An 11,389-nucleotide genomic window follows, 5' to 3' on the forward strand; every position below is an offset into this window, starting at 1 on the left:
AGATGCCTACTATAGCAACTGACCGCCTTTTTCAGAAATTGCACTTATCATGCGAATCCAAGAAATAAAATTAATATATTGAAAGTCTTTAACTACATTCCCTAATAAACTTTTCCTAACAACAAGTTTGAGTAAAAAGCAAACAATATACCACCTTGTAGGTATTCCGTTATGATTACTCGCTTTGCGAGGCAGAATGAGAGCATACTTTGATTTATTTTTATCAAAAAAGTACTCAAGTACTCGCGTGATAAGCATCATTCCCTCGTCGAATTGTTGCATTCATGTGGCAAAACTTGAACGAATCAGTCAGGTATTGGATAATCCCGGCTAACATGATCAGAAAGCCTAAAATAACTTTCCGAGAATTTTTACCGGAAAACCGGACTGGAGTAAAAGTATGAGCGATGATGCTGCATTGCCTTTGCAGTTTACTGATGCCGCAGCCAATAAAGTCAAAGTACTGGTTGCTGATGAAGATAACCCGAACCTGCGCTTGCGGGTTTACATTACAGGTGGTGGTTGTAGCGGTTTCCAGTATGGTTTCACTTTCGATGACCAAATTAACGAAGGTGATATGACGATCCAGAAACAAGGGGTTGAATTGGTTGTTGACCCAATGAGCTTGCAATACCTGATAGGCGCTTGTGTGGATTATACAGAAGGGTTGGAAGGCTCCCGTTTTATTGTTGCCAATCCGAATGCAAAAACCACGTGTGGTTGCGGCTCTTCTTTCAGTGTCTAATGGGAAAATTCACTATTGCAATAAATGGCCTCTTATTTAGCAGGCCATTTTGCAAGAGACTGTCATTTTTCTGCTGTATGGGGTTATTTTTTAATTAATTATGCGGATAGTGAATAAGGTTATGGATAACGACGGTCTTATCGCTTGAATTGGCATAAGCATGGTGACAATCGGCATGAAAACGCATGGATTCACCCGCTGAAATTTTATGCCAGGTGTCATTAAGACGCAGATCGAGTTCCCCGCTGAGTACGATAACATGCTCTATTACCCCGAATTCATGTGGAGAAGATTCACTTGAAGCACCAGGGACTAATTCTATTTTGAACAAATCAATGAAGAGTTCATCATCAAAAGGGGTGAGCGGCGTGACACGCATACCTGAGTTGTTTTGCTCAAAGATCGGTAATTGATTAAATCGATGTAATTCAGGCTGAGATTGGGGGGCCGCCCCCTCTAAGAAGGTTGAGAAGGCAATATTAAAGCCTGTGGCGATTTTCCACAGTGTCGAAATTGTCGGGCTTGATTGGCCGCGTTCAATTTGCCCAAGCATCGCCTTACTGACTCCCGTCAGTTTAGCCGCCTGACTGAGGCTTAGCCCGCGGGAAGCTCTTAATGATTTAAATTTTTCAGCAATTTTCGATGTGATATCACTCATTGGTGCTTTCTCAAAAAATGGGTACATTATTGAACGTTATAACGGACGATGATATTCTGACCATCGTCCGTTATAACGTCCGGTAAGGTAATGTCATATGTCTAAGCTATCATTTTTCAGGGATTTTTCACCAGCAACACTTATCACTGGGTTTGTTGCGGTATTAGTGGGTTATGCGAGTTCAGTGGCGATAATTCTCCAGGCAGTGGCGGCTATCGGCGTTGAGCCAGCACAAATAGGGGCCTGGCTCAGTATGCTCGGCGTGGGAATGGGGATCACGACAATGGGGTTGTCCCTCTATTATCGCACTCCTATTTTAACGGCCTGGTCAACACCGGGAATTGCATTACTGGCGACAAATTTGCCGAATACCTCCGTTAACGAAGCTATCGGCATTTTTATCTTCGCTTCGGCATTAATGTTGATATGCGGTGTCACCGGACTGTTTGCCAGATTAATGAATTACATCCCACACACTATCGCGGCGGCGATGCTTGCCGGCATATTGCTTCATTTCGGTTTGGACGCGTTTGCAATGCTACAAGTCAACTTTTGGCTTTGTGGTGCCATGTTACTCGTCTACTTAATTTTCCGCCGCTATTTTCCGTTATACGCCATAATCTCGACGCTGGCGGCTGGATTGGTTATTTGTATTCTTAGCGGCGACTTAACGTTGGCGGGTGAAAATGTAATGTTTTCCATGCCTGAATTTGTGATGCCACAATTTAGCGCAACCACACTGATTGGCGTGGGCATTCCATTTTTTATCGTCACGATGGCGTCACAAAATGCCCCCGGGATCGCAACCTTACAGGCGGCGGGATATCCTCCCCGTGCCTCCAAATTACTTATCTGGACGTCATTGATGGCAATGATCCTGGCGCCTTTTGGGGGATTTAGTATTTGTATTGCTGCAATTACAGCAGCTATTTGTATGGGAAGCGATGTCCATCCCGATCCCAATAAGCGATATGTTGCCGCTGTCAGTGCCGGTTTTTTCTATTTGTTGGCTGGCATTTTTGGCGGGGCAATTTTCTATCTGTTTAGCGCATTTCCAGCCCCGTTAATAAAAATTTTGGCCGGATTGGCACTTCTTGGCACTTTTACCAATAGCCTGAATCAAGCGATCAGGGATGATCACACCAGAGATGCGGCAATTATCTGCTTCCTTGTCACCGCTTCGGGCGCCAATGTACTGGGTATCAGTTCAGCATTTTGGGGATTGATTGGCGGGATCATGGCTCACAGTGTGCTAAAAAAACGCACCAAGATAAAAAAATAAACCAGTTAACTGGGACGATTTAACTGCTTACAAAGTTGTTCTGCCGCCCAAATAATCCTGGGTCCCGCACGGCTAAACCAGTCATCATTCAGGGCGATAATAGTGACATTCATTTGTGGTCGCCAAAAATCGGCCACCCGCTGTTTTTGCCCTTCCATTCCACCGATGACAATGACTTCCGGTTTGCGGGTAAGTACTTGCTCACGGTTAACCTGTGGCCACGGAACGGGGCTGTCAGCGAAAATATTTTTACCGCCACAGACGGAGACAATTTCGCTTTGGATAGTATGGCTTGAGGAAGTAAAAATCGGGTGCAGGCCAAATTGCAAGAACACAGGTTTAGGGTTCAGGTCGGCATACTTTTGTTTTAATTGGCTGAACTGATCGCGCATATCTGTGGCTGATTTCTTGGCTATATCAGGATGTGGGCTATAGGCAGCCAGTCGTTCCAGTTCTGATGCAATATCTTCGACTTTTTTTACATCCGAATAAAAAATGGGGATACCTAAAGCAGCGAGTTGTTCCAGAGGACGTTGGGGATTACCGCCACGCCATGCCAGAATCAGGTCAGGTTTCAGGGCGATGATCCGTTCAACATTGATGCCTTGCCAATCAGCAACCTGTTCTAACTTTTTAGCGGCTTCGGGATAATCGGAGTAAGCGCTAACTGCGACAAGCTGGTCGCCCAGCCCCGCAGCATATGCCAGTTCTGTCGTTGATGGGGCAAGGCTAATAACACGGAAAGCTGCCGCATAAAGTGGAGCACTGAAACCACACCAAAAGCTGTACAGAAGGAATAAGAATGCCAGCCAAATGGATCGGTGGGAAATTATTTTCAACCATGATTTCATTATCGATGCTCCACTGTAAAGACGCTTTATTGTTTGCTGAGTTCGGTCAGCATCGCATTGACCATCCGCGTTGATTCACGCGCTGCGACAACTAAAAACTCATCAAAACTGATATGGGACTCTTGATCGGCAACGTCAGAAATAGCCCGAACGACAACAAAGGGAATGTGATATTGATGGCAAACATGACCAATGGCTGCCGCTTCCATTTCAACCGCAGCAACTTGCGGGAAGGTAGCCCGAATGCGTGCCAATGGTTCAGAACCATTGATAAAGGCATCACCGCTGCAAACCAGACCACGGACGGCATTCAGGTTGAGGGATTGGATACATTTTTCTGCCAGGGTGATCAATTTATCGTCAGCAATAAAGGCGGCCGGGCATTGCGCCATTTGTCCCGGTTCATAGCCGAAAGCGGTAAGATCGGCATCATGGTAGCGAACTTCTTCGGAAACCACGATATCTCCGACTTTCAGATTAGGATCAAGGCCACCGGCTGAACCCGTGTTAATCACGATATCGGGCTGGCAATGCTCAATCAACAAGGTGGTGCCAAGTGCGGAGGAAACTTTACCAATACCCGATTTCAATAAGGCAATATCAACGCCATTCAGTTTACCGGTATAAATTTCGCATCCACCTCGTGACAATGTTTGCAGATCTTCAATCTGGTCACGCAATAAAGTCACTTCTTGTTCCATCGCCCCTATTACACCTATTTTCATTGTGTCATACTCGCTTATTATTAATGGATTGATGCCTTATTAACAGGCCGATTTAATCGGCAAGTGTATCATTGAATGGCTATTTACCGCAGATTCCAATTCTGAATAATCGTTATATTTGGCATGGGGGGATTAATGTCTAAGATTGATTTCAAGCAGAAGTTGAATTACCAACGCAAGTTCAGTAAATCTTCCATTCAACCCGATGATGAAGAGCAAGTGAATCGCCAATTTGAAAGTGATCGTGGGCGGATCATCAACTCAGCCGCTATCCGGCGGTTGCAACAGAAAACTCAGGTATTTCCACTGGAACGTAATGCGGCGGTACGTAGTCGGCTGACGCATTCGCTCGAAGTACAGCAAATAGGGCGCTATATATCAAAAACGATTATTGCCGAGCTGTCAAAGCAGGGCTTGTTGGAAAAATATGGGTTGAGTGATCGCTTGCTGGCTTTTGAAAGTCTGGTTGAGATGGCTTGTTTGATGCACGATATTGGCAATCCCCCATTTGGTCATTTTGGCGAGGCTGCCATTAAAGATTGGTTCTCCCGCCGATTAGATCCTGACTATTCTCTCCATTCGCCGAAAACGGAGGATCGGCAGGATGCCTGTCAGGTTGCGGCATTGCGCCTGACGGGAGAAGAAAAGAAAGATCTATTCCGTCGGCAATTGCGCAGAGATTTATGTCAGTTTGAAGGGAATGCTCAGGCTATCCGTCTGGCACATAATCTGTTGCGTTTAAACCTCACGTATGCCCAGATTGGCTGCATATTGAAATATACCTGTCCGGCCTATCGTCTGGAAGAGATACCGACTGAATTCAGTTACCTGATGAAGAAAATAGGTTACTACTGGTCAGAAGAGAGCTTTATCCGTGAACTGAAAAAAGAACTGGAAATGGGCGATTTTTGTCGCTTCCCGCTGACCTACATTATGGAAGCCGCCGATGATATCTCATATTGCATTGCGGATTTGGATGATGCGGTAGAAAAGGATATTTTTAATGTTGAGCAGTTGGTGGAATACCTGAAAAAAGAGTGGGAAGAAAATGGGGGACACCAGAAAGGTGACCTGTTCGAATCTACCGTGATACAAGCCTATAAGAAAACCACCAATAACGAAGTCCGTCGTAATATCCACGAACAGTTTTTCATGTACTTACGGGTATTTATCACCGGAAAATTGGTGCCTTATACCGCTAAATTGTTTATTGAACATCTGTCTGAAATCTATACAGGGACATTTAATCACGCCCTGCTGGAAGGAAATGGGGAAGAACACCGTTTATTGAAGACGTTGAAAAATGTCACCCGTAAACGGGTTCTCAATCACCCTGAAGTGGAAGAGCTGGAATTACAAGGATACCAGATTATTACTGGATTGCTGGATGTCTATAAACCTTTGCTGGCACTGCCTCGTCAGGATTTTATGGAATTGAACCAGAATAATTTTCACAAAAAATACTTTATTGAAACGCGCCTGCTGCACAAACTTTCGACCAAGCATCGTTTGGCTTATGGTGAAGCGGTGGAGGGCATTGTTGCCACTGATGAGGCTGAAAAAGATGTGATCGAGTTTTATTATCGGGCACGTCTTATTCAGGACTATATCAGTGGCATGACGGATAATTACGCTTACGAAGAATATCGTAAGTTTATGGTCACAAAGTAACGGGGTAGAGTGGTACGGTATCCGCTTCCCAAAGTGCGAGATGTACCGCACTGCTTGCTTTTCCTTGCAAGCTACGGGAGTTTAGGTTCGCCACCCGAAGGTGATCCTGACAGGCGAGGGATCGTTTTGTAGAAAAAGATATTAACGGTCAGGCAAGAGAGAGCCAAACCGTTAACGATTCCTGCCAGCCTGATTTTTGCCTGAATGACCGTGCATATTCTGATAATCCCCCTATATTCTGCCAAAACCCGCCCAAAATTGGATTTAATTCATTAATTAATTTGATTGATTAATGTGTAGAATAAATGTGCTTTGCTGTTCAATTGCGCATTTTATCTCGCTGATATTCAGCCTAATACCGATCCCTGATTGATAAAACATAAGTTAAATTCAATGAAAAACAACAAGGAATTGCTGTACCTGCAAGAACGCGCTTACCTGCGAGAGCTGGCTGAGCACATCGCAAAAGCGTCGCCGCATCTGGCTGAATTTCTGGTTTCCTCTCATGACCCCGATATTGTCCGTGTTTTCGACGCCTTTGCGTTTTTGATTGCCAATCTGCGGGACAAGCTGGAGGATGATTTTCCCGAAATTGTTCACGGCATGCTCTCCCGTATCTGGCCGTTAGCCCTGTCGCCTATTCCACCCACGACGATAGTCCAGTTTACGCCTGCGGATGACGAGCATCAGGGCACGGCCGAGATCCCGATCGGTACATCGGTGTCTGCCAGCCTTAACGGGCAGTGGCTCGGCTTTAAAACCTGCCGTCCTTTGCATATTGAACCGTTGATTGTGCAGGAGCGCACCGTCAGAAAAACGGGCACCCACAGTGAAATTATCCTGACACTAGGCCAAACCGGTTCGGCATCGTCTTTCTGGCAAAGTGGTCCGCTGACGTTCTTCCTCGGCACCGACACAGCGCGTGCCGCCCAGCTCAGCCTGTGGCTGGATCAACATATCTGTGATGTCAGCCTGAACACACAGGGCGGGCGGCGAACCATTAAAAGTTTTCCTTATGGCTGGTATGGCCTGCTGGACGAGCCGTTGCTGCCCACCGCCAAAAGTCCCTATTCCGGCCTGCAACCGTTGCTGGAATACTATGCGGTGCCGGCGCTTTATAACTTTGTCACGCTGGATATCAGTAGTCGCTGTGCGCAAGTGCCGCTCAATGACGATGGCACGTTTGAGCTGATTTTGCGGTTCGAGGGCGAATTGCCGCTGGATGATGTCGAGGGGGCATTTTTGTTGGGTTGTGTTCCGGCGATTCATCTGGAAAACCAGACCAGCCCGCCGGTGATGTTATTTGCCACTGACAGCCTGAAACAGTTTCTCCGCCTGTTTGACCCGCACCGCGAGACAAACCGTCCGCTGAGTCGCCAGTTCCAGCAACACATTGACGGCATTGTGCAGGTTAAAGAGCGCCTGACCGACCGCTTAAGGCGTGGGCAACCGATTCGTGGGTCTGTGTTGTCGCTCACGCTGGCTCCCGGTTGTTACCGCACGCTCGGTGAGATGTACCGCTTCAGCCGGTTAGTCAATCAGGCGATGGCCTGCTTTATCAGCCAGTCCACGTTCGTCATGCTGGAAATTTTCACCCCGGACAACCCTGAAGTACTGTGGCAGTTCTGGCACGTCGATGGATTACGCCCCGCCATGTAAGGCATTCATGTCATAAACGAGAAGGAATAAGGAATAAACATGAAAAGTGGATTACGTTTTACCTGCCGTATCGCGGGTGTGCCGGAAGACACCTTTGCGGTTGGCGATTTTTCTTTGCAAGAGGGATTATCGGAACTGTTTACCCTGAACCTGACGCTGGTCAGGGCCGGTAACGCGAACCCGTTAGGCCACAGACTGAGATTGATTTGGCTTCACTGCTAATGCAGGAAGCGGTGTTGCAGGTTTTTTATGGTGAAACGGTGCAGTGCAAAATCACCGGGATTGTCTCTCAGGCTAATTGGGTGGGCACTGACGGTAACAAGACGCACTATACCGTCACCGTCCGCCCTGCCTGCTGGCGGTTGACGCTCAATCAGGACAGCCGGATTTATCATCGGCAAAATGCCCCCGCCATCTTAAACAGCCTGCTGAAAAAACACCGGGTAAAAGCCGATTCAAAACGCTACGATACGCATCAGGATCGGGAATATGTGACCCAGAAGCGCGAATCCGATTATGATTTTTTCAGCCGGTTAGCGGCGGAAGAGGGATTCAGTTTCTGGTTTGAGGATGAAACGCTGTTTTTCAGTGACAGCCATCTGGGCATGACCGCAGGCTTGCCGCTGCAATACCAGCCCCAGCCGGAAACCGCCCACGGAACAGACACTATCTATCAGATGCAACTGGGCGTCGGGATGAGTCCACAGCGCAGCCTGCATAAAGATTTCAACCCGGAAAAACCGCGCTATCACCTCTCCCATATGCACAGCAGCGAAGGTTTCCGCGATTTCGGCAGCCAGACCCCTTACACCGTGTTTGAGAGTTACGGGCGGTTCCAGAAAGATGCGGCCGCCAAACCGTTTTTAAAATACCGGCAGGAAGCGCTGGATAACCAGAAACAAACCGGCAGTGGCCACAGTAACTGTATCAAACTGATGCCGGGTAAAATCTTCGAGATAAAAAATCACCCCCATAAGCCTCTGAATGTTCGCTGGCAGGTGGTCAGTATCAGCCACCACGGGCGTTGCCCGCAGGCTATGGGCGATAACAGCGGAGAAGGCACCACACTTTCCAACCATTTCAGTTTTATCGATGGCCTTGCCGACTACCGCCCGCCGTTCCACTACAAACCGTTAGCCGATGGGGATGAAACCGCCATCGTGGTCGGGCCGGAGGGCGAAGAAATCTTCGTCAATAAAGACGGGGCGATTAAAGTGCATTTTCACTGGAACCGCTATGACCAACCGGATGATGGCGCTTCGTGCTGGTGCCGGCTTTTACGCCCAGCGACTGGTCACTGATGTTGTCGCCTGTCACAGAACTGATGATAGACAGGCCGCAACCGATGCGGTTTTGCCAGCCAGATGAATGTACAGAGGGAAACAGTGAAATCCCCTTTACGTTGGGCGAACACCTGCTGTCCGTCTGGCTGCAATCTCCTTATGGTCTGAAAGTGTTAACCAGTTCACTTTATAATGATTTATGGGAAAACCACGGAGAGATAGCGAGGCAATTGGATCAGTCTGAAGGCAGTTTGGAACAACAGATTGAACAATGGTTGCGGAAAAAAATTGAGGCAGGGCATCATGCTGAAAAAATATCCTGTCAGGATTATCTATTGGCTATGGAACAAGAAAAATAACAGGTGCACCTATTTATGAGTAATGCTAATTCGGTTTATTGTCCTAATTGTCCGGGAATGTTAAAGAACAAAATAGAAATTCAGCTTGTTGATGAACATAATAAACCTATAACCAACATACCTTATACATTAAAAAACAGCAAAACTACACGTACAGGGAAAACTGATGGGAATGGAATGATCAAGGAAGAGCAATTATTGGCTTCTCCTTTACGCTTATTTCTTAGTGGGCAAGAACTTGCAGATGAAATGGAAAAACGCCCATTGAGAGTCAAGCGTAACGGCGAATACAAATATGCACGCTCTAAGGATTCTATGTCCAAAATTTCAACCGTTTTTGCAGAAAGTCAAAAATTGGGCTGTCAATATTATTATGCAACGATTGGAGAACTGGTTGATAAAATGCCTGTTATTAAAGGATGGAAAAAAGAGATACCTCTTCCTAGTTGCCACTTTCCCAACAATGAACCAGTAGGTCTTGAAGTCATACCTTCCGCTTTCGATACTTATCGCTATGTGATTGAGGTTTGCCCATTCAGGGCATGGTCTTTATTATTGCATCACCAAAAAGATTATTCACTGGTTAACGCCTATAATTTTTCATTGATGAGCATATTAACTTATAGTGATGACAATAAGTACGCCACTGGCTCTATTGTGAATGTTTTTAATAACCAGATGCTTGATATTTCAAAACTTCCCTATAAGTTTAATGACCAATCTTTTACCCCGGTTGTTTATGATGTCCCATTCAGTGATCGTTATACTGAGGTCGTCTATATTGACTCAAATAAACAAGATATCCCTCAGGGACATACTCAGCTTTTTTACGTGGCAAACAAGAAAGAAGTTATTGTTGGATGGCGCGGCACTGAAATGACGGAAACAAAGGATATTCTCACAGATGGAATATTCCAGCCGCTAGAATTAAGCTGTACACCTAAAGGTGTATGTAGCGGTTTTAGCGAAAAAGGAAAAGTTCATAAAGGTTTTTGGGAAGCTTTTCATCTTGTCAAAGATATCCAAGTTCCTGATATAGAAAAAAGGGAAACAGTATTCGAACATGTTTTGGGATTAGCAAAAGTAAGAAAACTATTCGTCTGCGGTCATAGTTTGGGGGGGGCCCTCGCCTTGTTACATAGTGCACAACTCAAATCCTATAATCCTTGCCTCTATACCTACGGTATGCCACGTTTATTCACCCAAAGCGCAGTGCAGGAACTCACTGAAATTACTCATTATCGTCATGTTAATGAAGATGATTTTGTTCCATCTGTACCGTTTAACAAAGATATGGATAATATAGCTCTTCAAGCAGATTATAAATTTGTAGGATACGCAATCGAAGTATTTGATACTGCTATTGGAACATCATTAAGTACAGCTGGTGCTCTCACTGCAAAAAGTATTAAGTCACTCAGCCGTGATAACGAGCCCTTTTTACACCATGGTAAATTAGTTTACTTTTATGTTCTCCCTGATGCAGAATCAAAACTTTATTTACTTCCGGAGTTAAATGAAAAAACCAGAAAAGAGACTAAAGAATTTATTGAACAACAGACCAAAGTAGATAAATATAGAGAGCAAGAGATACGTTCATTTTTTCAGGGTGACGAAAATCCTACAAGTAAGCGTGGGACAGGTCTTCTTGACCATAGTAGCGCCTTATATGCTGAATATATTGATAAGAGATTACGAGAGCTGTGCACTCTTTCACCGGATGAAAAATTGCAAAGTAAGCAGGAAGATTTATCATTTCTTGAAAGTGAACCGCATTCGATTCGTGCAATATTTCAAAGAAAAAAAATCAGAGAATATTATTTCTTAAGAGAAATAGATAATCAATTGGCCACTACGTTGGACGTAACCCGAAAAGATGAAAGAGGCTTTGTTGCCTTACAACGTTATTCTAAATAAAGATAGGAATCGTAGAGAGTATGATAAAGTTGATGCCATTTATATTATTACCACTCACTTTGTGCCTAACAGGGTGTGATTTTTTATCTAATGCCATTTCGGACACTTGGCAAACTTATAAAGATAATTCTGAACCATTTTCACCTCCTGAAAAAAATCAATGGATCACAGTTGAAGGCAGGGCGCGAGCATACTTTGATTAATCCTCAGCCAAAGAAAACCTGTGCACGATAATCATC

11 protein-coding genes are annotated in these 11,389 nt (G+C 45.4%); 8 read left to right on the plus strand and 3 right to left on the minus strand.

Features of this window, described 5'->3' with window-relative positions; genetic code table 11:
- Nucleotides 1–400: 400 nt before the first annotated feature.
- Nucleotides 401–745, plus strand: coding sequence for an iron-sulfur cluster insertion protein ErpA (erpA, locus tag AAY47_RS18695; protein WP_047771810.1), 345 nt, complete (start codon nucleotides 401–403; stop codon nucleotides 743–745).
- A 94-nt stretch (nucleotides 746–839) separates the two neighbouring features.
- Here the strand turns inward: erpA and AAY47_RS18700 are convergent, their stop codons facing one another.
- Nucleotides 840–1,403 carry a helix-turn-helix domain-containing protein gene (locus AAY47_RS18700; RefSeq protein WP_047771811.1) on the minus strand — a complete coding sequence of 188 codons (564 nt, stop codon included), beginning with the start codon at nucleotides 1,401–1,403 and terminating at the stop codon, nucleotides 840–842.
- Between the two features lie 97 nt (nucleotides 1,404–1,500).
- Here AAY47_RS18700 and AAY47_RS18705 point away from each other — a divergent pair, with 97 nt between their 5' ends.
- A complete protein-coding gene (locus AAY47_RS18705; RefSeq protein ID WP_047771812.1) occupies nucleotides 1,501–2,685 on the plus strand; it encodes a benzoate/H(+) symporter BenE family transporter in 1,185 nt (394 codons plus the stop codon).
- A gap of 5 nt (nucleotides 2,686–2,690) precedes the next feature.
- Here the strand turns inward: AAY47_RS18705 and btuF are convergent, their stop codons facing one another.
- Entirely contained in the window at nucleotides 2,691–3,536 is an 846-nt protein-coding gene (gene btuF, locus AAY47_RS18710) for a vitamin B12 ABC transporter substrate-binding protein BtuF (RefSeq protein ID WP_083446693.1), read from the minus strand.
- A gap of 26 nt (nucleotides 3,537–3,562) precedes the next feature.
- Entirely contained in the window at nucleotides 3,563–4,261 is a 699-nt protein-coding gene (mtnN, locus tag AAY47_RS18715) for a 5'-methylthioadenosine/S-adenosylhomocysteine nucleosidase (protein ID WP_047771814.1), read from the minus strand.
- A gap of 135 nt (nucleotides 4,262–4,396) precedes the next feature.
- Here mtnN and dgt point away from each other — a divergent pair, with 135 nt between their 5' ends.
- The 6 genes from dgt (at nucleotide 4,397) to AAY47_RS18745 (ending at nucleotide 11,150) form a co-directional block, all read left to right on the plus strand.
- Nucleotides 4,397–5,932, plus strand: coding sequence for a dGTPase (gene dgt / locus AAY47_RS18720; RefSeq protein ID WP_047771815.1), 1,536 nt, complete (start codon nucleotides 4,397–4,399; stop codon nucleotides 5,930–5,932).
- A gap of 393 nt (nucleotides 5,933–6,325) precedes the next feature.
- Nucleotides 6,326–7,591: a type VI secretion system baseplate subunit TssF gene (locus tag AAY47_RS18725; protein WP_047771816.1), complete on the plus strand. Its 1,266-nt coding sequence runs from the start codon at nucleotides 6,326–6,328 to the stop codon at nucleotides 7,589–7,591.
- 39 nt (nucleotides 7,592–7,630) lie between these two features.
- Nucleotides 7,631–7,813 carry a hypothetical protein gene (locus AAY47_RS22960; RefSeq protein ID WP_047771817.1) on the plus strand — a complete coding sequence of 61 codons (183 nt, stop codon included), beginning with the start codon at nucleotides 7,631–7,633 and terminating at the stop codon, nucleotides 7,811–7,813.
- On the plus strand, nucleotides 7,798–8,892 hold the full coding sequence (gene tssI, locus AAY47_RS18735; protein WP_235428413.1) for a type VI secretion system tip protein TssI/VgrG: 1,095 nt from the start codon (nucleotides 7,798–7,800) through the stop codon (nucleotides 8,890–8,892). The genes AAY47_RS22960 and tssI overlap by 16 nt, the downstream gene beginning before the upstream one ends.
- Nucleotides 8,859–9,233 (plus strand): hypothetical protein, encoded by a 375-nt coding sequence (locus AAY47_RS18740; RefSeq protein WP_235428414.1) that lies wholly within the window; start codon nucleotides 8,859–8,861, stop codon nucleotides 9,231–9,233. The genes tssI and AAY47_RS18740 overlap by 34 nt, the downstream gene beginning before the upstream one ends.
- 15 nt (nucleotides 9,234–9,248) lie before the next feature.
- Nucleotides 9,249–11,150: a lipase family protein gene (locus tag AAY47_RS18745; RefSeq protein WP_047771819.1), complete on the plus strand. Its 1,902-nt coding sequence runs from the start codon at nucleotides 9,249–9,251 to the stop codon at nucleotides 11,148–11,150.
- The last annotated feature ends 239 nt before the right edge of the window (nucleotides 11,151–11,389 follow it).

This window comes from Xenorhabdus griffiniae (assembly GCF_001028135.1).
GTDB lineage: Bacteria > Pseudomonadota > Gammaproteobacteria > Enterobacterales > Enterobacteriaceae > Xenorhabdus > Xenorhabdus bakwenae.

Excerpts from the sequence above, each read along its gene's own strand:
- AAY47_RS18725 (WP_047771816.1), top strand. The coding sequence starts at position 6,326 with ATGAAAAACAACAAGGAATTGCTGTACCTGCAAGAACGCGCTTACCTG.
- btuF (WP_083446693.1), bottom strand. The coding sequence starts at position 3,536 with ATGAAATCATGGTTGAAAATAATTTCCCACCGATCCATTTGGCTGGCA.
- AAY47_RS18745 (WP_047771819.1), top strand. The coding sequence starts at position 9,249 with ATGAGTAATGCTAATTCGGTTTATTGTCCTAATTGTCCGGGAATGTTA.
- AAY47_RS18700 (WP_047771811.1), bottom strand. The coding sequence starts at position 1,403 with ATGAGTGATATCACATCGAAAATTGCTGAAAAATTTAAATCATTAAGA.
- AAY47_RS18705 (WP_047771812.1), top strand. The coding sequence starts at position 1,501 with ATGTCTAAGCTATCATTTTTCAGGGATTTTTCACCAGCAACACTTATC.
- AAY47_RS22960 (WP_047771817.1), top strand. The coding sequence starts at position 7,631 with ATGAAAAGTGGATTACGTTTTACCTGCCGTATCGCGGGTGTGCCGGAA.
- mtnN (WP_047771814.1), bottom strand. The coding sequence starts at position 4,261 with ATGAAAATAGGTGTAATAGGGGCGATGGAACAAGAAGTGACTTTATTG.
- dgt (WP_047771815.1), top strand. The coding sequence starts at position 4,397 with ATGTCTAAGATTGATTTCAAGCAGAAGTTGAATTACCAACGCAAGTTC.
- erpA (WP_047771810.1), top strand. The coding sequence starts at position 401 with ATGAGCGATGATGCTGCATTGCCTTTGCAGTTTACTGATGCCGCAGCC.